The sequence below is a fragment of the Pseudomonas sp. S2_A02 genome (genome assembly GCF_054668495.1).
In genome coordinates this window covers 5,029,211-5,050,720 of record NZ_CP162776.1, presented here as the reverse complement: position 1 = coordinate 5,050,720, position 21,510 = coordinate 5,029,211, and the positions used below count along the sequence as shown (strand labels likewise).

The following is a 21,510-nucleotide window of genomic DNA, read 5'->3' as shown; positions in this document are numbered from 1 at the left end:
GCCTACAAACAACGCGGATTATTCCTACAAAAATTCATTGCCACACGAAGAGCCAGAGACTTTACTGGCCCAATATCGCTCAGCGCTTCGACATTTTTTTGTATCGCCTTACAACAAAAAAAACACAAAAACAGGGTTTGATGCCGATAATCCAACACACATCGACTATTGAGCTACCCTTAAAAGTAACGGGCATTTTCCAATACTCTTCGAGACCTGACTCAAACAATCAAGAACAAACTCACACACTGTAACACTTCACTAACAACAGCCCCCTACAAATCTAAAAAAACAAGTAGCCACACCCACCCCTTCACAACAACACAGTTACTATAACAGCCTCCATTATTGGAGCAAAAAAAGAGTTCACCATAACAGCATAAAAACCTAATATATTAGTTATTACCACTCTTACAAACCCATCGAGAGAACACATACTTCATGAGTAGAAAATATGATAAAACTCAGAAAAAAAATCACCAACCCGATGACAATCATCGCAATCTTTGCAGCATTATCTGAAACTTCGGCCGCTGTATCTCTCCCCTTTCTTGATAACGAGGAGAGAGCGCTCTATGTCTGGTTTCTGATTAGCTTCCCCCTTTTATTTACTTTTTCTTTTCTTTGCCACACTCAATTTCAACTATCGGTCGCTTTACGCGCCCTCCGATTTCGAGAAGGAAGAACATTTCATAAAAGCCATGGACAACGCTGATCACTCGGAAAACACCCCATCCAGGGTAACGCACGAAAGCTCGGCGCCACACCATGTGCGCCTGCCTGTTCCCCTAAAGGATCTGCACATCGTTGATGCGCGGTGGATACACAAAAAAATGGCGTTAAGCGCCCTGGTGGAAAGTATTCAGCATCCTCCGGATAATCCTGCACAAGTGATCGTATTTCTCACGTGTACCGACTCGGATAAATTACTGAAGGACAATACACTCAAACATTGGAAACAAATAAAGAAACAGAACAGCTCAACATTCTGTATTTCCTACAACTTGAGTTCACAGGGCGTGACGGTTGTGGGCTAGGTATTGAATGGCCGCACACCAGAAGACAGTCCTTGAAGCTAGATCAAGGACAGGAAGCAGAAGGAACGGTTAGCAGAAACAAGAAGAAAGCGAATACACAATATGCAGCAGCCCCCTTTCAGATGTGTGGCCCTGTCATCGACAGGGCCACACATCCATTACCGACTCAAAGGTCTCAGAAAAGCTTCCGGCCTTTGTTCGCCGCAATGCGCATACGCAAGGCGTTGAGCTTGATGAAGCCCGCCGCATCGGCCTGGTTGTAGGCGCCGCCATCTTCCTCGAAGGTCGCGATGTTGGCGTCGAACAACGACTCGTCGGACTTGCGGCCGGTGACGATCACGTTGCCCTTGTACAGCTTCAGGCGCACTACGCCGTTCACGTGGGCCTGGGAAGCGTCGATCATCTGTTGCAGCATCAGACGCTCTGGGCTCCACCAGTAACCGGTGTAGATCAAGCTGGCGTATTTAGGCATCAGCTCATCTTTGAGGTGAGCCACTTCGCGGTCCAGGGTGATCGATTCGATCGCACGGTGAGCGCGCAGCATGATGGTGCCGCCAGGGGTTTCGTAGCAGCCACGGGACTTCATGCCCACGTAACGGTTCTCGACGATGTCGAGACGGCCGATACCGTGTTCGCCACCGATACGGTTCAAGGTCGCCAGCACGGTGGCCGGGGTCATTTCGACGCCGTCCAGTGCGACGATATCGCCGTTGCGGTAGGTCAGTTCCAGGTACTGTGGTTTGTCAGGAGCGTTCTCCGGGGAGACGGTCCATTTCCACATGTCTTCTTCGTGCTCGGTCCAGGTGTCTTCCAGCACGCCGCCTTCATAGGAGATGTGCAGCAGGTTGGCATCCATCGAGTACGGGGATTTTTTCTTGCCGTGACGCTCGATCGGGATCGCGTGCTTCTCGGCGTAATCCATCAGCTTCTCGCGGGACAACAGGTCCCATTCGCGCCACGGAGCGATCACTTTTACGCCTGGCTTCAAGGCGTAGGCGCCCAGTTCGAAACGAACCTGGTCGTTGCCCTTGCCGGTCGCGCCATGGGAAATGGCGTCAGCGCCGGTTTCATTGGCGATTTCGATCAAGCGCTTGGCGATCAACGGACGAGCGATGGAAGTACCCAGCAGGTACTCGCCTTCGTAAACGGTGTTGGCGCGGAACATCGGGAACACGAAATCGCGCACGAATTCTTCGCGCAGATCGTCGATGTAGATTTCTTTTACGCCCATGGCCTGTGCCTTGGCGCGGGCCGGTTCGACCTCTTCGCCCTGACCCAGGTCAGCGGTGAAGGTCACTACTTCACAGTTATAAGTATCCTGCAGCCACTTGAGGATCACCGAAGTGTCCAGGCCGCCGGAATACGCCAGAACGACCTTGTTTACGTCCGCCATGCCATCACTCCACGGGGTTCTACGGAAAGCCGTCAAGTCTACCGCTCATGCAGGACAATTTACAGAGGCGCGACAGCTTATGACGACGAAGCGACAGATTATGTCGAGCGAGCGACGAATTAGCAGGTTCAGGAGGTCTTCGGGCTGCCCACGGAAGCAGTGGCTGGAGGCGCCGGTTTCTCGGTCGGCGCTACCCGTTCAAGGCGTACGGCTACCCGGCGGTTCTTCGCCCGGTTGGCGGCATTGTTGTTCGGCACTAAAGGATAGCGCTCACCGTGAAAACGCAGGGTGATCTGCGATTCCTGAATACCATTGGCCTTGAAGAAGTCCATCACGGCCAGCGCCCTGCGTCGTGACAGTTCACGGTTGGTCAGGCGATTGCCGCTGTTGTCGGAATGGCCGTCGAGCTCAATGTGATTGACCGTCGGATCGGCTTTCATGAATTCCAGCATGACCTGCAGATGGGCCTTGGCTTGAGCGTCGAGATCGATGCCCTCCCCTGGAAAGCCGACTTCGGACTGCTTCACCTGCTCGAAATTCTGCGGCAGCAACTTGGCCACGCAACCCTGATAGTCACTATAGGCCTTGCTGAATTTGACCGGCAGCAGACGGACTTCAGATACCCGACCGTCGCCCGAGGAGTGTCGAACCAGCGGGCTGCGGCCATCCATCAAACCGCTTATCAGGCGCCCGGCCTGAACTTGCGAGCTGTTGAACAGCACGTTACCACGGCCGATTCGCACCGAGCCCAGGTTGATGTCACCACGTCCCGGTTGCCAGGGCGCAGCGGCCGCAAGCAGGGTTGCCGAACCGCCACCGATCATCGAGTTGTAGGCCTTCAGACGAAATGTTGCCTGCTCGCCGGCGCGACGCACGAACTCACCCGAGCCGAAATCAGTGATCGGTTGAGCCAGGCGGCATTCGAACTTGTCACCTTCGACCGTCCACTCGATGCTCTCCAGACGGGTCTGGAAAGTGAGCGCCATCGCAGGAAGGCTGGCAAACACACTGAGCAAGGCTAAATAACGCTGGCGCACGGGAGGCTCCACTGGCTTCTGCAACAAAAAGACCAACACACATATTTACGGCGTACCTGTTGGATATCGGAAGCTTGCCGTAAAACTTGATAGCGAGTGCCTGGAAGAGTCTTTTCCGGTAGCATTCCCCTGAGTTTGACCCGCCTGGAATCCCCTCATGTCCGACCGCCTGACCCTGCTGCGTCCCGACGACTGGCATATTCATCTTCGCGATGGTGCTGTGTTGACCAATACCGTCGCGGATGTCGCGCGCACCTTTGGTCGCGCCATCATCATGCCCAACCTGGTGCCTCCGGTGCGCAACGCTGCTGAAGCCAATGGCTATCGCCAGCGAATTCTCGCTGCTCGCCCGGCCGGCAGCCGTTTCGAACCGCTGATGGTTCTGTACCTGACCGACCGCACCCAGCCCGAAGAAATACGTGAAGCCAAGGCCAGCGGTTTCGTTCACGCCGCCAAGCTGTACCCGGCCGGCGCGACTACCAACTCGGATTCTGGCGTCACCAGCATCGACAAGATTTTCCCCGCACTCGAGGCCATGGCCGAAGTCGGGATGCCCTTGTTGGTTCACGGTGAAGTCACCCGTGGCGATGTCGACGTTTTCGATCGCGAAAAAATCTTCATCGATGAGCACATGCGTCGTGTGGTCGAGCGTTTCCCGACCCTCAAAGTGGTGTTCGAACACATCACAACCGCCGACGCCGTGCAGTTCGTCAACGAGGCTTCGGCCAACGTCGGCGCAACCATCACCGCGCACCACCTGCTGTACAACCGCAACCACATGCTGGTGGGCGGGATTCGGCCGCATTTCTACTGCCTGCCGATCCTCAAGCGCAATACCCATCAGGAAGCCCTGCTTGACGCCGCCACCAGTGGCAGCGACAAGTTCTTCCTTGGCACCGACTCGGCGCCCCATGCCCAGCACGCCAAAGAAGCGGCTTGCGGCTGTGCCGGTTGCTACACCGCTTATGCAGCGATCGAGATGTATGCCGAAGCCTTTGAACAGCGCAACGCGCTGGACAAGCTCGAAGCCTTCGCCAGCCTCAACGGCCCGCGTTTCTACGGCCTGCCAGTGAACACCGATCGCATCACCCTGGTCCGCGATGAGTGGACCGCCCCAACCAGCCTGCCGTTTGGCGAGCTGACCGTAATCCCGCTGCGCGCCGGTGAAAAACTGCGCTGGCGCCTGCTGGAGGAACACGCGTGAGTGAAGACCATTTCGACGACGAACAGGACGGTAATGGCGGCGGAGGCGGTTCTCGCCATCCAATGGCAGCCAGGTTCCGTGGTTACCTGCCGGTTGTTGTCGACGTAGAAACCGGTGGCTTCAACTCGGCCACCGATGCCCTGCTGGAAATCGCCGCCACCGTGATCGGCATGGATGAAAAAGGCTTTGTGTACCCTGAGCACACCTATTTCTTCCGGGTCGAACCGTTCGAAGGCGCGAACATCGAAGCGGCGGCCCTGGAGTTCACCGGGATCAAGCTTGATCACCCGCTGCGCATGGCCGTGAGTGAAGAAGCGGCCCTGACCGATATCTTCCGCGGTGTGCGCAAGGCTCTGAAGGCCAACGGTTGCAAACGGGCGATTCTGGTCGGGCACAACAGCAGCTTCGACCTGGGCTTCCTCAACGCCGCTGTCGCGCGCCTGGACATGAAACGCAACCCGTTTCACCCGTTCTCCAGTTTCGACACCGCAACCCTCGCCGGCCTGGCTTACGGTCAAACCGTATTGGCCAAGGCCTGCCAGGCAGCGGATATCGACTTCGACGGTCGCGAGGCCCACTCGGCCCGCTACGACACCGAGAAGACGGCTGACCTGTTCTGCGGCATCGTCAATCGCTGGAAACAAATGGGCGGCTGGGAAGACTACAACGACTGATGCCAGTCGCCGGTTTATCCCGCCCATAAAAAAACCGGCCTTATCAGCCGGTTTTTTTATGCCTCGAACGTGCCTTACAGCGCAGCAGCGTTCTCGGTCAGGTAAGCCGCAACACCTTCGGTGGAAGCGGTCATGCCTTTGTCGCCTTTTTTCCAGTTGGCAGGGCAAACTTCGCCGTGCTCTTCGTGGAATTGCAGAGCGTCGACCAGACGGATCAGCTCTTCAATGTTACGGCCCAGCGGCAGGTCGTTGATGATCTGCGAGCGGACAACGCCTTTGTCGTCGATCAGGAACGCGCCACGGAAAGCCACGCCGCCTTCGGACTCAACGTCGTAGGCCTTGGCGATTTCGTGCTTCAGGTCGGCCGCCATGGTGTAGCGAACTTCGCCGATGCCACCATTGTTGACCGGGGTGTTGCGCCAGGCGTTGTGGGTGAAGTGCGAGTCGATCGAAACGGCTACCACTTCCACGTTGCGTGCCTTGAAGTCAGACATGCGGTTGTCCAGAGCGATCAGCTCGGACGGGCAAACGAAGGTGAAGTCCAGTGGGTAGAAGAACACCAGGCCGTATTTGCCTTTGATGGCCGAGGACAGGGTGAAGCTGTCTACGATTTCGCCATTGCCGAGTACGGCCGGTACGGTGAAGTCAGGGGCTTGTTTGCCTACGAGTACGCTCATTGGATATCTCCTGGTGTAATAACGGTGAAGAACAGGGTTCGTATCAGCCTGCCACCTCAGGCGACAGCCCTGTGACACGATCCCCCTTCGCAAAGGCCGACCATCATACACCGCGTTTTTGGCCTGTCCTCAACGGTTTTTTCTGCCAGATGAAAGGCCGCCGTTATATTTTCTTCAGGGAAGGTCTTAGAAGACGCCGTTCGTCAGTCACACGCCTTTATGAAGAAAAGCTTTCAGAAACCACTTTGACAATCATTCTCGTTAACATTAAGATCCATCGCAATTGAGTCACAACCAGCGACGGTTCTCACTTATGTATGTCTGCCTCTGCACTGGCGTCACCGACGGTCAAATCCGCGATGCAATCTATGAAGGTTGCTGCAGCTATCGGGAAGTACGTCAGGCCACCGGCGTTGCCAGCCAATGCGGTAAATGCGCCTGCCTTGCCAAGGAAGTGGTCCGTGAAACCCTGGGCAAACTGCAATCGGCCCAGGCGGCGATCCCCCTTCCCCGCAGAATTTACCGCCGCATAACTATCGTATTTCAAAGAACCGGACTTGATGTCCGGTTTTTTTATGTCTGCAAATCAATCGCTTAGATGCCAGACGCGGAACAAAAACATTCTTATTCCGATTAATTTTCATTTAAGTTTCAATAACTTAGGTTTGACACCCTTAATTACGCGGCTCAAACTCTGCCTTTATAGACAGCTAATACAGGGCAGGACCCCATCATGAAAGGCGACATTACAGTCATCCAGCATCTCAACAAGATCCTTGCCAATGAGCTGGTCGCGATCAATCAATACTTTTTGCATGCGCGCATGTATGAAGATTGGGGCCTGAACAAGCTCGGCAAGCACGAGTACCACGAATCCATCGACGAGATGAAGCACGCGGACAAACTGATCAAGCGCATCCTGTTCCTTGAAGGTCTGCCGAACGTCCAGGACCTGGGCAAGCTGCACATCGGCGAACACACCAAGGAAATGCTTGAGTGCGACCTGAAGATCGAACGCGACGGCCATGCCGATCTGAAAGTCGCTATCGCTCACTGCGAAACTGTCGGTGACTTCGGTAGCCGTGAACTGCTCGAAGACATTCTTGAATCCGAAGAAGAACATATCGATTGGCTGGAAACCCAACTGGGCCTGATCGATAAAGTCGGTCTTGAGAACTATCTGCAATCGCAGATGGGCGAAGAGTAAATGCTACGCCGCTAATCGCGATGCAATAAAAAGCCCCGCTCTCTTTTAAGAGGCGGGGCTTTTTAATGACCGGATTTCAGGCTCACCCTAGAGCAAATGTGGGAGCGGGCTTGCTCGCGAAAGCGGTAGGTCAGTCAACTTATCTGTTGAATGTTGTACCGTCTTCGCGAGCAAGCCCGCTCCCCACAGCGAATCAGGCGTCGGTCTTGTTGGCTGCAGCAGCTTCAACAGCAGCCTTGATCGTCGCTTGCAACGAACCGTCAGCAGACATTTCGGTCATGATGTCGCTACCGCCGACCAGCTCACCACCGACCCACAATTGCGGGAAGGTTGGCCAGTTGGCGTACTTTGGCAGGTTGGCGCGGATTTCCGGGTTCTGCAGGATGTCCACATAGGCAAACTTTTCGCCACAGGCCATGACAGCCTGAGCGGCTTTCGCGGAGAACCCACACTGTGGGGCATTCGGCGAGCCTTTCATGTAAAGCAGAATGGTGTTGTTGGCAATCTGCTCTTTAATCGTTTCGATGATATCCATGGAGCACCTCGGCTGAACTTTCCGACTCAGTGGTCGGCACGGTGGCGCATTGTAACGGAAACCCGAGCGCCATGCTCGGCCTCCCCGACAGTCATGTTCACGCCGCCGCCACGGTCACCGGTACGCCATTCAACGCCGCATTACCCGACAACTCATCGAGCTGACATTCGTCAGTCAAGTCATTGGCGCTGGAGCCGGGTTGGCCGCTGGCAATCGTCATCTGCACACCCGGTCGCGCATGACCCCAACCGTGAGGAAGGCTGACCACACCTTTCATCATATCCAGGCTGGCGATCACTTCAACCTCGATCACGCCGACTCGCGAACTGACGCGCACCCGCTGCCCATCGCAGAGCCCGCGGCTGGTCAAATCGTCCGGGTTCATCAGCAGTTGATGGCGAGGTTTGCCCTTCACCAGACGGTGATAGTTGTGCATCCATGAGTTGTTGCTGCGCACATGACGGCGGCCGATCATCAGCAGCTCATCGGCGGCCGGTGCTTGCAGTACCGCGAAGCGCGCCAGGTCGGCGAGGATCTCGACAGGCGCTGCCTGGACTCGCTGATTGGCCGTTTTCAAGCGTGGCGCCAAGTTGGGTTTAAGCGCGCCCAGATCGATACCGTGAGGATGATCGAACAAGGTCGCCAGCGACAACTTGTGTTCCGAAGCGTCGCCATACAGACCCATCCGCAGCCCTTGGTCGATCATCTGCGCCGGTGCGATAGTCGGTTTCAGTTCCTTGCCGGTCTTGGTCGCAAAGGCTTTGGCCAGCCCCACGAAGATTTCCCAGTCATGCAGCGCGCCTTCAGGCTTGGCGAGGATCGCCCGGTTGAAGCGGGTGACGTTGCGCACCGCGAACATGTTGAACGTGGTGTCGTAATGATCGTTTTCCAGCGCGGAGGTCGACGGCAGGATCAGGTCGGCATAACGCGTGGTTTCATTGATGTACAGGTCGACACTGACCATGAACTCCAATCCATCCAGTGCCTGCTCCAGTTGCCGGCCATTGGGCGTGGACAGCACCGGATTACCCGCCACGGTAATCAGCGCGCGGACCTGCCCTTCCCCTTCGGCGAGCATCTCTTCGGCCAGTGCCGATACAGGCAATTCTCCAGCGTATTCCGGACGCCCGGACACCCGGCTCTGCCACCGGTTGAAATGCCCGCCCGAGGTCGATGCCACCAGATCCACTGCAGGCTCGGTGCACAACGCACCGCCCACCCGATCGAGGTTGCCGGAGACCAGATTGATCAATTGCACCAGCCAATGGCACAGGGTGCCGAAAGCCTGAGTCGAAACGCCCATGCGGCCGTAGCAGACCGCTGTCGGCGCTGCCGCGAAGTCCCGTGCCAATTGACGGATCTGCTCGGCAGGCACTGCGCACAGCGGGCTCATGGCCTCGGCGGTGAAACCGGCGATCGCCTCACGCACGTCATCCAGGCCGTCGACCGGCAAATGACTGTCACAGGTCAAGCCTTCGGCGAACAGGGTATTGAGCAGCCCGAACAACAGCGCCGCATCGCCACCGGGGCGCACGAACAGATGCTGATCGGCAATCGCCGCCGTTTCGCTGCGACGCGGATCGACAACCACCACTTTGCCGCCCCGGGCCTGAATCGCCTTGAGGCGCTTCTCTACATCCGGGACGGTCATGATGCTGCCGTTGGAGGCCAGTGGATTGCCACCCAGGATCAGCATGAAATCGGTGTGATCGATGTCCGGGATCGGCAATAGCAAGCCGTGGCCGTACATCAAGTGACTGGTCAGGTGATGGGGCAACTGATCGACCGACGTCGCGGAAAACCGGTTACGGGTTTTCAACAGGCCGAGAAAATAATTGCTGTGGGTCATCAACCCGTAGTTGTGCACGCTGGGGTTGCCCTGATAGACCGCCACCGCGTTCTGCCCGTGACGCTCCTGAATCGCCGCCAAGCGTTCGGCCACAAGGCTGAAAGCATCTTCCCACTCGATAGGCTGCCATTCGCTGCCTACTCGCAGCATCGGCTGACGCAGGCGATCCGGATCGTTCTGGATATCTTGCAGGGCAACCGCTTTGGGGCAGATATGCCCGCGGCTGAAGGTGTCTTGGGGGTCACCCTTGATCGAGGTGATCTGTACGCCGCTGCCTTCGACCTCGGTGGTCTCGATGGTCAGGCCGCAGATGGCTTCACACAGGTGGCACGCACGGTGGTGGAGAGTCTTGGTCATGGCCAGTCTCTGTTTTGTTCTGGGCGGGCAATATCGGCCGCGGGAACAAAACTATGGCGCGCGACTCGCCCCTTTGCCAGCGACGTTCGTCTTGTGAATCGGCGACTATCAGGCCAGCCGATGGCAGCAAGGGATCAGTTCGATGGCAGACTCGGCGGCGCCTGCAACTGGATCTCCTCGATGGTTTCGATCTGCTCGTGGGCAACATGCACGCCGGTGAGTTCGCCGATCAGTCGCCAATGCTCGTCGAGCCCGGCGCTGATGGTGGCCATGCGGTCGATCATGCGCCGGCCGGCCACCTTCGTGACTTCGTCTTCACTACGCATCAATTCGAAAGACATCGAGGTCATGGAAGCAGTGAGGTGGGTCAGGGAGCGCGCCGTAAGGCCGAGTAGCTCCATCAACAACTGTTCTTTCGATTCCATTCCAAAGGCTTCCTGCGTCGCTCGTGCTCTAGTTATAACCTAGCACCTTGCTTTAGCAAATGTTTCGGACAAGACACATTGCCCGCCAAAGGCCCGAATGACAGGTCAAAAACCGACCGCCAGCGTGTCGCCCGCGTCCTGTTTGATTGCCAAGCCCGGCGAACGCGGTGTACAAATGGTTAGCTGCTGTCAGGAAACAGGCTTCAAAAGCGCTACTGCGGTCTCCCCGTAGCCCCTCTGAAATCCCCTAAACACCGTAGCCTATTGGCGTAACGCGACATTTAATGTCAATATCGCGCCCACCCCTATTTCGTCGCCCCGTGCGGCTTACGCCGCAGGTCTCGCCCGTTTTTCAGTTAAACAAGGCTTTGAGTATCTGCGGTCTGTTGCAAAAAGGTAGTCAATGATGAGCGCAAGGCACTTTCTCTCCCAGATGGATTGCACGCCCGAAGAGCTGGTCAGCGTGATCCGTCGAGGCGTTGAGCTCAAGGACCTGCGTAACCGCGGCGTACTGTTCGAGCCTTTGAAGAACCGCGTCCTGGGGATGATCTTCGAGAAATCCTCGACCCGCACCCGTATCTCGTTTGAAGCCGGCATGATCCAGCTCGGTGGCCAGGCGATCTTCCTGTCGCCACGCGATACCCAATTGGGTCGCGGCGAGCCAATCGGCGACTGCGCCATCGTCATGTCGAGCATGCTCGATGCGGTGATGATCCGTACCTTTGCCCACAGCACCCTGACCGAATTCGCCGCCAACTCCCGCGTGCCGGTGATCAACGGCCTGTCCGATGACCTGCACCCGTGCCAGTTGCTGGCCGACATGCAAACCTTCCTTGAACACCGCGGTTCGATTCAAGGCAAGACCGTGGCCTGGATCGGCGATGGCAACAACATGTGCAACAGCTATATAGAAGCGGCGATCCAGTTCGACTTCCAGTTGCGCATCGCCTGCCCGGAAGGTTACGAACCCAACCCCGAGTTCGTGGCTAAAGCCGGCGATCGGGTGACCATCGTCCGCGATCCGCAGGAAGCCGTGCGCGGCGCGCACTTGGTGAGCACCGACGTCTGGACCTCCATGGGCCAGGAAGAGGAAACCGCCAAGCGCCTGAAGTTGTTCGCACCGTTCCAGGTCAACCGTGCCCTGCTCGACCTGGCCGCGCCGGATGTGCTGTTCATGCATTGCCTGCCGGCCCACCGTGGCGAGGAAATCAGCCTCGACCTGCTCGACGACTCGCGCTCGGTGGCCTGGGATCAAGCCGAAAACCGTCTTCATGCACAGAAGGCCTTGCTCGAATTCCTCGTCCCGCCTTCGTACCACCACGCATGAGCCAGCCATTACTGCTGAACCTGCGCAACCTGGCCTGCGGTTACCAAAACCAGCGGGTTGTGCAGAACCTCAACCTGCATTTGAATGCCGGCGATATCGGTTGCCTGCTGGGGTCTTCGGGCTGCGGCAAAACCACCACCCTGCGGGCGATTGCCGGTTTTGAACCGGTGCACGAAGGGGAAATCCAGCTGGCGGGCGAGACCATCTCCAGCGCTGGTTTCACCCTCGCCCCGGAGAAGCGCCGGATTGGCATGGTGTTCCAGGATTACGCACTGTTTCCGCATTTGAGTGTGGCCGAGAACATCGCTTTCGGGATCCGCAAGCACCCGCAAAAGGATCGCATCACCGAAGAGCTGCTCGAACTGGTCAACCTGAAAAACCTCGGCAAGCGCTTCCCTCATGAGTTGTCCGGTGGCCAGCAGCAACGTGTCGCCCTCGCCCGCGCCCTGGCGCCGGAACCGCAGTTGCTGTTGCTCGACGAACCGTTCTCCAACCTCGACGGCGAATTGCGACGCAAGCTCAGCCATGAAGTACGCGCCATTCTCAAGGCTCGCGGCACCAGTGCGATTCTGGTGACCCACGATCAGGAAGAAGCCTTCGCGGTCAGTGACCACGTGGGCGTTTTCAAGGAAGGTCGCCTGGAGCAGTGGGACACGCCCTACAACCTCTATCACGAACCCCTGACGCCATTCGTGGCCAGTTTCATTGGCCAGGGTTACTTCATTCGCGGTCAGTTGAGCAGCCCGGAGTCGGTGCAGACCGAGCTGGGTGAATTGCGCGGCAATCGTGCCTATACCTGGCCAATCGGTTGTGCCGTGGACGTATTGCTGCGCCCGGACGACATCGTCTATGCGCCGGACAGCCCACTGAGGGCACAGATTGTCGGCAAGAGCTTCCAGGGGGCATCAACCCTGTACCGCTTGCAGTTGCCTACGGGCGCGCAGCTGGAGTCGATTTTCCCGAGTCATGCCGATCATCTGGTCGGTGCTGAAGTGGGCATTCGGGTAGCGGCTGAACACCTGGTGCTGTTCCAGGCGTCCGGCAGTACGGCGGCGCAGATTCCGGTGATCGAATCCGGTGTTCGGCGGTACAGCACCGCCAGTTGACAAAACACGGACTGAATAATGTGGGAGCGAGCCTGCTCGCGATAGCGGTGGATCAGTCAACATCTCTGTTGAATTTGAAACTGCCATCGCGAGCAGGCTCGCTCCCACATTGGACTTTGGTTAACCCAACATCAGTGTTCCGCTTGCGACCAGCGTTGCATTCCCGCCAATACTCACCCGATCCCCTTCCAGCTGGCAAAACAACTCCCCGCCCCGCGCCGAACATTGATAAGCCGTCAAACTCAACTTGCTCAAACGTTGCGACCAATACGGAATCAGGCTGCAATGGGTCGACCCGGTCACCGGGTCTTCGTTGATGCCGATTGCCGGCGCAAAGTAGCGCGACACAAAATCATGCTTGTCGCCCTTGGCCGTCACAATGGCACCCGGCCACGGCAGTTTTGCCAGCGCAACCATGTCAGGCTGGCAATCGAGCACCGCTTGCTCGGACTCCAGCACCACGAACAATTCTTTCGAACCCAACACGTCGACTGTTTTCACACCCAAGGCGCGCTCGACATCCAGGGTCACGCCCACTTCTGTCGGCACGACGGCCGGGAAATCCAGCCACAAGCGCTTGCCCTCACGACTGACACTCAGCGGGCCGGACTTGCAGATGAAGTCCAGCCGTTCGACCGGCTCCTTATAGAGTTCAAACAGAACATAGGCGCTGGCCAGGGTCGCATGGCCGCATAGCGGGACTTCGGTGGTCGGGGTAAACCAGCGGATGTGCCAGACGGCCCCCTCACGAACCAGAAATGCGGTTTCGGCGAGGTTGTGTTCGGCGGCGATCTTTTGCATCAACTCATCGTCGAGCCAGGAATCGAGCCGGTACACCATCGCCGGGTTGCCACTGAACGGCCGATCACTGAACGCGTCGACCTGATGAAACTCTAGCTGCATGCCAGTTCTCCCTTTTTAGGTCGACGAGCATGCAGCCACGAAGAGTCCTTCACCAGTGACAGAACCCATCAATTTCCACCATACAGAGCCGGGCTGAACGCCCGAGGCCCTCTGCTCAGGCGCGACCGATATCGGCGAACTTCGCCTGGGTGTGTTCGGCCAACACGGCGGGCGCCAGTTCAACTTCCAGGCCGCGCCGTCCGGCGCTGACGAATATGCTGGAAAAAGGCCGAGCTGAACTATCAATAAAGGTACGTAGGCGCTTCTTCTGCCCGAGCGGGCTGATACCACCCAACAGATACCCCGTCGAACGCTGTGCAGCCGCAGGATCAGCCATTTCGACTTTTTTCACACCTGCGGCCTGCGCCAGTGCCTTCAAGTCCAGACTTCCGACGACCGGTACCACCGCCACCAACAATTCCCCCTTTTCGCTGGCCGCCAGCAATGTCTTGAACACCTGAGCCGGGTCCAATCCCAGTTTTTCCGCGGCCTCCAGACCATAGGACGCCGCCTTCGGATCATGTTCGTAACTGTGCACGCGATGTTCGGCACGAACTTTTTTCAACAAATCCAATGCGGGGGTCATGGCAACTCCAAACTTGGCGGCAGAAGAAAAATACTGCGCTGGATTCTAGGCCATTGATCGATAAAAGGCTCTATTTCGGCTCTATTTCAAAGGCTTTGCCGGGCTCCTCTGCCGTTCGTCCACGACCGGCCTGCCTGATGAACGATGCGGTCATTCACGTGACTAATAGTTGAAATGTGACCGACAGTTCACTTTCGACCTTTGACAGCAGCGTTTCTTGTCTATATTTTTTCGAATCTGAATACTGTACGAATGTCTCACCGCAGCACCCAGCAGTAAGCCGAGCACAGGATGGGGATCCTGCCTCGGTGAAAATCGCGCTTTGACCATGATGAAAGAAGCGCCAGACAACAACAAAAAAGAGGTTTTCAATGACAACTGCTTTACAACAACCGTCGCTCTCGAGCCAATGCATGGCCGAGTTTCTGGGTACTGCGCTGTTGATCTTTTTCGGTACCGGCTGCGTTGCCGCGCTCAAGGTGGCGGGTGCCAGCTTCGGATTGTGGGAAATCAGCATCATCTGGGGGGTTGGTGTCAGCATGGCGATCTACCTCACCGCTGGCGTTTCCGGCGCGCACCTCAATCCTGCCGTGAGTATCGCGCTGAGCATTTTCGCTGACTTCGAAAAGCGCAAACTGCCGTTCTATATCCTCTCCCAGGTGGCCGGCGCCTTCTGCGGAGCCTTGTTGGTTTACACGCTATACAGCAACCTTTTCTTCGATTTCGAACAAACTCACCAAATGGTTCGTGGCACCCAGGCCAGCCTTGAATTGGCTTCGGTATTCTCCACTTTCCCAAACCCTGCCCTGACCACAGCCCAGGCCTTTTTGGTTGAAGTGATCATCACCGCCATCCTGATGGGCGTGATCATGTCGCTGACCGACGACAACAATGGCCTACCCAAAGGGCCGATGGCACCATTGCTGATCGGCCTGCTGATTGCCGTGATTGGTAGCTCGATGGGCCCGCTGACCGGTTTCGCAATGAACCCGGCCCGTGACTTCGGTCCTAAACTAATGACTTTCTTCGCAGGCTGGGGTGAAATTTCCTTCACTGGCGGGCGCGATATCCCGTACTTCCTGATCCCGATTTTTGCACCGATTGTCGGTGCCTGCCTCGGTGCTGCAACTTATCGCGGGCTGATTGCCCGTCATCTGCCCAGCGCCATACCTGCTACAAAGGATGCAGCACCGGCCATTGACGGCAAACCAAGAACGTCTTGAAACCGTTGGCGCATGATCCTGCCCATTTGGTCCCGCGCCTGATCTCACTTCCTAATTTTCGTCCAAGGCAATCGACATGACCGATATACAGAATAAGAACTACATCATTGCCCTCGATCAGGGCACGACCAGCTCCCGCGCGATCATTTTCGACCGTGACGCGAACGTGGTCTGCACCGCCCAGCGCGAATTCGCACAGCATTACCCGCAAGCCGGCTGGGTCGAACATGACCCGATGGAAATCTTCGCCACCCAAAGCGCCGTGATGGTCGAGGCCCTGGCGCAAGCCGGCCTGCATCACGACCAGGTCGCGGCCATCGGCATCACCAACCAGCGCGAAACCACCGTGGTCTGGGACAAGACCACCGGCCGCCCGATCTACAACGCGATCGTCTGGCAGTGCCGTCGCAGCACCGAAATCTGCCAGCAGCTCAAGCGCGATGGCCACGAGCAATACATCAGCGACACCACTGGCCTGGTCACCGACCCGTACTTCTCCGGCACTAAACTCAAGTGGATCCTCGACAACGTCGAAGGCAGCCGTGAGCGTGCGCGCAAGGGTGAACTGCTGTTCGGCACCGTCGATAGCTGGCTGATCTGGAAATTTACCGGCGGCAAGGTGCATGTCACCGACTACACCAACGCCTCGCGCACCCTGCTCTTCAACATCCACACGCTGGAGTGGGACGCGAAGATGCTGGAAGTCCTCGACATCCCGCGCGAGATGCTGCCGGAAGTTAAGTCCTCGTCCGAAATCTACGGCCACACTAAAAGTGGCATCGCCATTGGCGGTATTGCCGGCGACCAGCAGGCGGCCCTCTTCGGCCAGATGTGCGTCGAGCCAGGCCAGGCGAAAAACACCTACGGCACCGGTTGCTTCCTGCTGATGAACACCGGCGACAAAGCCGTGAAATCCAAACACGGCATGCTCACCACCATCGCTTGTGGCCCGCGCGGCGAAGTGGCCTACGCCCTGGAAGGCGCGGTGTTCAACGGTGGCTCCACCGTGCAGTGGCTGCGTGACGAGCTGAAAATCATCAACGACGCCCACGACACCGAATACTTCGCCAACAAGGTCAAGGACAGCAACGGTGTGTACCTGGTGCCGGCCTTCACCGGCCTGGGCGCTCCGTACTGGGACCCGTATGCCCGTGGCGCATTGTTCGGCCTGACTCGCGGCGTACGCGTGGATCACATCATTCGTGCCGCGCTGGAGTCGATTGCCTACCAGACCCGCGACGTCCTGGACGCCATGCAGCAGGATTCCGGTGAACGCCTCAAGTCCTTGCGCGTGGACGGCGGCGCAGTCGCGAACAACTTCCTGATGCAATTCCAGGCCGACATCCTCGGCACTCAAGTCGAGCGCCCGCAAATGCGCGAAACCACAGCGTTGGGCGCGGCTTACCTGGCGGGTCTGGCATGTGGCTTCTGGGGCAGCCTGGACGAGTTGCGCGGCAAGGCGGTGATCGAGCGCGAGTTCGAACCGACACTGGACGAAACCGCGAAGGAAAAACTCTACGCTGGCTGGAAAAAAGCTGTCAGCCGTACTCGCGATTGGGAACCGCACGAGGGTGCTGAATAAGCCAAGGACCGGACCCAAACAGGGTTCGTCCAAACATCGTGAAACGTAGCGAGCGAAGGGAAGACAAGGCAAAAACAGGCGAGGACGCGGAGTTTACGGGTTTGTAAATCAGCAGTCCGAGCCTGTTTTTAACGCAGTATTTTCGAGCGCAGTAGTTTTCACGTTGTTTGGAAACTGGTAGGGAGCGGATTCCTGCGTCATCATGGGCGAATTTTGCACGGCAGCCCAAAGGAAGCCCCATGAATCTGCCTCCCCGTCAGCAGCAAATCCTCGAACTGGTCCGCGAACGCGGCTATGTCAGCATCGAGGAAATGGCTCAGCTGTTCGTCGTTACACCGCAAACCATCCGCCGCGATATCAATCAACTGGCGGAAGTCAATTTGCTGCGTCGCTACCACGGTGGCGCAGCCTATGATTCCAGCGTCGAAAACACCGCCTACGCCATGCGCGCCGATCAGATGCGCGATGAAAAGCAGCGCATCGGCGAAGCCATTGCCGCTCAGATTCCCGATCACGCCTCGCTGTTCATCAATATCGGTACCACCACCGAATCCATTGCCCGGGCGCTGCTCAACCACAACCACCTGAAGATCATCACTAACAACCTGCACGTCGCTTCGATGCTCAGCGCCAAGGACGACTTTGACGTTCTGCTGACCGGTGGCAACGTACGGCGTGATGGAGGAGTGGTCGGTCAGGCAAGTGTCGACTTCATCAACCAGTTCAAGGTCGACTTCGCCCTGGTCGGCATCAGCGGTATCGATGAAGACGGCAGTTTGCTGGACTTCGATTATCAGGAAGTACGGGTATCCCAGGCGATCATCGCCAATGCCCGGCAAGTGATTCTGGCGGCTGACTCCAGCAAATTCGGGCGCAACGCCATGATTCGCCTGGGACCGATCAGCTTGATCGATTGCCTGGTTACTGACCAGCAACCCTCGCCAGCCTTGGCGCAGTTGTTGAGCCAGCACAAGATTCGGTTGGAAGTGGTTTAACCCCCTTCGAAAACAGCGCGCTCCCTTGTGGCGAGGGAGCTTGCTCCCGCTCGGCTGCGCAGCAGACGCAAATCAGACAATTTGTACTTCCTGAAAACCGCGTTCACCGGTTTTAGGACTGCTTCGCAGCCCAGCGGGAGCAAGCTCCCTCGCCACAAAAGCACTCCCACGCTCATTCAATGTTCGTAAATTTTCCTTTAACCGCCCTTCGATCAGTATTTTCAATCGAAGTTGACTGGCTGCGGGCGTCTTTATGGGCTAGTATTTTCGCAAATGAACATTAATGTTCGAATTCCAATATAGAAATCAAAAGCCTGAGGCCAGCCGATGCCCACTTCTACCTTGCCTTCGCCCCCTCTCGCCGAGGTCTACGATATCGCCGTCATCGGTGGTGGGATCAATGGCGTGGGGATCGCAGCGGATGCCGCCGGTCGCGGTCTTTCGGTGTTCCTTTGTGAAAAGGATGACCTGGCCAGCCACACCTCGTCCGCCAGCAGCAAGCTGATCCACGGCGGCCTGCGCTACCTCGAACATTACGAATTTCGCCTGGTGCGCGAAGCCCTCGCCGAGCGTGAAGTGCTGCTGGCCAAGGCACCGCACATCGTCAAACAAATGCGTTTCGTGCTGCCGCACCGCCCGCACCTGCGTCCGGCCTGGATGATCCGCGCCGGCCTGTTCCTTTATGATCACCTCGGCAAACGGGAAAAGCTCGAAGGCTCGAAAAGCCTGAAGTTCGGCCCGGACAGCGCGCTGAAAAGCGAAATCACCAAAGGCTTCGAATATTCCGATTGCTGGGTCGATGACGCACGTCTGGTTGTGCTCAACGCCATGGCCGCCCGCGAGAAAGGCGCTCATGTCCACACCCAAACCCGTTGCGTCGGCGCCCGTCGCACCAAAGGCCTTTGGCACCTGCACCTGGAACGCGCCGATGGCAGCCTGTTTTCGATCCGCGCCAAAGCGCTGGTGAACGCAGCCGGCCCGTGGGTCGCCAAGTTCATTCGTGACGACCTGAAGATGGAATCGCCGTACGGCATCCGTTTGATCCAGGGCAGCCATTTGATCGTGCCGAAACTATATGAAGGCGAACACGCGCACATTCTGCAAAACGAAGATCAGCGCATCGTGTTCACCATTCCGTACCTGAACCACTTCACCCTGATCGGCACCACCGACCGCGAGTACACCGGCGACCCGGCTGCAGTTGCGATCACTGAAGGCGAAACCGATTACCTGCTCAAAGTGGTCAACGCCCACTTCAAGAAGCAAATCAGCCGCGACGACATCCTGCACAGCTATTCCGGCGTTCGTCCGCTCTGCAACGACGAATCCGACAACCCGTCGGCCGTCACCCGCGATTACACCCTGGCATTGTCGGGCAGTGGCGAAGAGGCACCGTTGTTGTCAGTGTTCGGCGGCAAACTGACGACTTACCGCAAATTGGCCGAGTCGGCGTTGGCGCAACTGACCCCGTACTTCACGCACATCAAGCCAAGCTGGACCGCCAGCGCCCCCTCCCTGGCGGCGAAGACATGACCACTGCGCAGGCCTTGAGCTCGCGGATCCGCGACAAGTTCGACTGGGTGCCCACCGAGATCGCTCGACGCTGGGCCACCACTTACGGCAGCCGCACCTGGCGCATGCTCGAGGGCGTAGAAAACCTCAGTGACCTGGGCGAACACATCGGCGGCGGCCTCTACACCCGCGAAGTCGATTACCTGTGCAGCGAAGAATGGGCGACCACCGCCCATGACATTCTGTGGCGCCGCAGCAAGCTTGGGCTGTTCACCACACCGGACGAGCAGCAGAAGCTGGCTGACTATCTGAACAAGGTTGAGCAGAACCGCAGCAAGATCGAAGCAGCCTGATCGGCAATCCGGTTGAACGAAAGCCCCTGAATCTCACGATTCAGGGGCTTTTTTGTATTCCGAACACATCTCGATCCCCTGTGGGAGCCGGGCTTGCCCGCGATGACGCCAGCACAGTCAATAATAATGTCGACTGATACACCGCTATCGCGGGCAAGCCCGCTCCCACAGGGTTTGAGTAAAACCCAAGATTGTATTCGGTTTTCCGAACGCGACCTGTCGGTCGATTCGGATAACCGGATTACTGATCGTGAAAAAATCACGCCATAAATATTTAATATCCTTATAAATCAATAACTTGATCTATATCGCCTGGCCTGGCACGAGTCATGCTCTACACTCTTGGACGAATGCCTGTTGCGCCAACACTTCAGGAGCCGTCAGGCATTCGAAGCACCAAAAGGCCGATGAACTGGCTCCATAAAAAAAACAATGTCGAGGAAAATTTGATGCGCATCGTTCCCCATATCCTGGGCGCAGCCATTGCTGCCGCTCTGATTAGCACTCCAGTTTTCGCTGCCGAACTCACCGGCACACTGAAGAAGATCAAAGAGTCCGGCACCATCACCCTCGGGCATCGTGACGCTTCCATTCCGTTTTCCTATATCGCGGACGCTTCCGGCAAACCGGTTGGCTACTCCCACGATATCCAGTTGAAAATCGTTGAAGCCATCAAGAAAGACCTGGACATGCCCAACCTCCAGGTCAAATACAACCTGGTCACCTCGCAAACCCGTATCCCGCTGGTGCAGAACGGCACCGTGGACGTCGAGTGCGGCTCCACCACCAACAACGTCGAACGTCAGCAGCAAGTTGACTTCTCCGTCGGCATCTTCGAAATCGGCACCAAGCTGCTGTCCAAGAAAGATTCCCCGTACAAAGACTTCGCCGACCTTAAAGGCAAGAACGTTGTGACCACCGCCGGCACCACGTCCGAGCGCATCCTCAAGTCGATGAACGCCGACAAGCAAATGGGCATGAACGTGATCTCCGCCAAAGACCATGGCGAGTCCTTCCAGATGCTGGAAACCGGCCGTGCCGTGGCTTTCATGATGGACGACGCCTTGCTGGCCGGTGAAATGGCCAAGGCCAAGAAGCCAACCGATTGGGCCGTCACCGGGACTGCACAGTCCAATGAAATCTACGGTTGCATGGTTCGCAAAGGCGACGCGCCGTTCAAGAAAGCTGTCGACGACGCCATCATCGCGACCTACAAGTCCGGCGAGATCAACAAGATCTACGAAAAATGGTTCATGCAGCCAATCCCGCCAAAAGGCCTGAACCTGATGTTCCCGATGAGCGAAGAGCTCAAGGCTCTGATCGCCAATCCGACCGACAAAGCGGCTGACGAAAAGAAATCCTGATTTCTGACTAACCTTATCCCCTGAGAGGGCCTGCGCCCTTTCAGGGATTTGTCACTCCCTGCTGGCATTTCTGGAAACACTCGAACCGGTGGCTGTCGAGCCGCTCGTGTGTGCCTGAACTTCAAGGTTCGGGCGGGAACGGAGCTTCCCCAGGCGGGCATTTG

At 57.2% G+C, this 21,510-nt stretch carries 17 protein-coding genes and 3 pseudogenes; 12 read left to right on the top strand and 8 right to left on the bottom strand.

All coding sequences use genetic code 11. The features are described from left to right. The first annotated feature begins 454 nt into the window (after nt 1–454). Nucleotides 455–1,037 (top strand): annotated as a pseudogene (locus tag AB4O41_RS23105) (hypothetical protein). 175 nt (nt 1,038–1,212) lie between these two features. Here AB4O41_RS23105 and AB4O41_RS23100 read toward each other — a convergent pair. Together AB4O41_RS23100 and AB4O41_RS23095 are read right to left on the bottom strand one after the other, a co-directional pair. Continuing rightward, nucleotides 1,213–2,430, bottom strand: coding sequence for an argininosuccinate synthase (locus AB4O41_RS23100; RefSeq protein ID WP_017738284.1), 1,218 nt, complete (start codon nt 2,428–2,430; stop codon nt 1,213–1,215). A 128-nt stretch (nt 2,431–2,558) separates the two neighbouring features. Beyond that, on the bottom strand, nt 2,559–3,467 hold the full coding sequence (locus AB4O41_RS23095; RefSeq protein WP_460144824.1) for a flagellar protein MotY: 909 nt from the start codon (nt 3,465–3,467) through the stop codon (nt 2,559–2,561). A gap of 157 nt (nt 3,468–3,624) precedes the next feature. On the opposite strand from AB4O41_RS23095, the gene pyrC reads away from it, so the two are divergent. Then, nucleotides 3,625–4,671, top strand: a complete 1,047-nt coding sequence (gene pyrC, locus AB4O41_RS23090; RefSeq protein WP_253553537.1) for a dihydroorotase — start codon at nt 3,625–3,627, stop codon at nt 4,669–4,671. Further along, a complete protein-coding gene (rnt, locus tag AB4O41_RS23085) occupies nt 4,668–5,345 on the top strand; it encodes a ribonuclease T (protein ID WP_007898509.1) in 678 nt (225 codons plus the stop codon). Before pyrC ends, rnt begins: the two co-directional genes overlap by 4 nt. 74 nt (nt 5,346–5,419) lie before the next feature. On the opposite strand, the gene AB4O41_RS23080 is transcribed toward rnt, so the two are convergent. Then, complete coding sequence (locus AB4O41_RS23080; protein WP_007898510.1) at nt 5,420–6,022, bottom strand: peroxiredoxin; 603 nt, start codon at nt 6,020–6,022, stop codon at nt 5,420–5,422. A gap of 313 nt (nt 6,023–6,335) precedes the next feature. Between AB4O41_RS23080 and AB4O41_RS23075 the strand changes: the two are divergent. Together AB4O41_RS23075 and bfr are read left to right on the top strand one after the other, a co-directional pair. Next, a pseudogene (locus AB4O41_RS23075) lies at nt 6,336–6,533 on the top strand (bacterioferritin-associated ferredoxin); the annotation flags it as partial. 222 nt (nt 6,534–6,755) lie between these two features. Then, nucleotides 6,756–7,229 (top strand): bacterioferritin, encoded by a 474-nt coding sequence (gene bfr, locus AB4O41_RS23070; protein ID WP_019651359.1) that lies wholly within the window; start codon nt 6,756–6,758, stop codon nt 7,227–7,229. Nucleotides 7,230–7,422: 193 nt separating this feature from the next. Here the strand turns inward: bfr and grxD are convergent, their stop codons facing one another. The 3 genes from grxD to AB4O41_RS23055 form a co-directional block, all read right to left on the bottom strand. Further along, nucleotides 7,423–7,764: a Grx4 family monothiol glutaredoxin gene (gene grxD / locus AB4O41_RS23065; RefSeq protein ID WP_258699311.1), complete on the bottom strand. Its 342-nt coding sequence runs from the start codon at nt 7,762–7,764 to the stop codon at nt 7,423–7,425. A gap of 97 nt (nt 7,765–7,861) precedes the next feature. Continuing rightward, complete coding sequence (locus AB4O41_RS23060) at nt 7,862–9,970, bottom strand: molybdopterin oxidoreductase family protein (RefSeq protein WP_460144823.1); 2,109 nt, start codon at nt 9,968–9,970, stop codon at nt 7,862–7,864. Nucleotides 9,971–10,104: 134 nt separating this feature from the next. Beyond that, a complete protein-coding gene (locus AB4O41_RS23055; protein ID WP_052966158.1) occupies nt 10,105–10,395 on the bottom strand; it encodes a hypothetical protein in 291 nt (96 codons plus the stop codon). Between the two features lie 406 nt (nt 10,396–10,801). Between AB4O41_RS23055 and argF the strand changes: the two genes are divergently transcribed. After that, nucleotides 10,802–11,722, top strand: coding sequence for an ornithine carbamoyltransferase (gene argF, locus AB4O41_RS23050; RefSeq protein WP_460148408.1), 921 nt, complete (start codon nt 10,802–10,804; stop codon nt 11,720–11,722). Beyond that, nucleotides 11,719–12,828, top strand: coding sequence for an ABC transporter ATP-binding protein (locus AB4O41_RS23045; RefSeq protein WP_460144822.1), 1,110 nt, complete (start codon nt 11,719–11,721; stop codon nt 12,826–12,828). The genes argF and AB4O41_RS23045 overlap by 4 nt, the downstream gene beginning before the upstream one ends. A gap of 120 nt (nt 12,829–12,948) precedes the next feature. Here AB4O41_RS23045 and AB4O41_RS23040 read toward each other — a convergent pair whose 3' ends face one another. Continuing rightward, complete coding sequence (locus tag AB4O41_RS23040) at nt 12,949–13,731, bottom strand: PhzF family phenazine biosynthesis protein (RefSeq protein ID WP_460144821.1); 783 nt, start codon at nt 13,729–13,731, stop codon at nt 12,949–12,951. A 115-nt stretch (nt 13,732–13,846) separates the two neighbouring features. Continuing rightward, nucleotides 13,847–14,317, bottom strand: coding sequence for a Cys-tRNA(Pro) deacylase (gene ybaK, locus AB4O41_RS23035; protein WP_460144820.1), 471 nt, complete (start codon nt 14,315–14,317; stop codon nt 13,847–13,849). A gap of 371 nt (nt 14,318–14,688) precedes the next feature. Here ybaK and AB4O41_RS23030 point away from each other — a divergent pair, with 371 nt between their 5' ends. From AB4O41_RS23030 to AB4O41_RS23010, 5 genes and pseudogenes are all read left to right on the top strand, one after another. Beyond that, nucleotides 14,689–15,540, top strand: a complete 852-nt coding sequence (locus tag AB4O41_RS23030) for an MIP/aquaporin family protein (RefSeq protein WP_460144819.1) — start codon at nt 14,689–14,691, stop codon at nt 15,538–15,540. Between the two features lie 76 nt (nt 15,541–15,616). After that, entirely contained in the window at nt 15,617–17,122 is a 1,506-nt protein-coding gene (glpK, locus tag AB4O41_RS23025) for a glycerol kinase GlpK (RefSeq protein ID WP_237884925.1), read from the top strand. 239 nt (nt 17,123–17,361) lie between these two features. Next, entirely contained in the window at nt 17,362–18,117 is a 756-nt protein-coding gene (locus AB4O41_RS23020) for a DeoR/GlpR family transcriptional regulator (protein ID WP_007898523.1), read from the top strand. A 327-nt stretch (nt 18,118–18,444) separates the two neighbouring features. After that, nucleotides 18,445–19,982, top strand: a pseudogene (gene glpD, locus AB4O41_RS23015) (glycerol-3-phosphate dehydrogenase). Nucleotides 19,983–20,431: 449 nt separating this feature from the next. Then, complete coding sequence (locus tag AB4O41_RS23010; RefSeq protein ID WP_008069479.1) at nt 20,432–21,346, top strand: glutamate/aspartate ABC transporter substrate-binding protein; 915 nt, start codon at nt 20,432–20,434, stop codon at nt 21,344–21,346. The last annotated feature ends 164 nt before the right edge of the window (nt 21,347–21,510 follow it).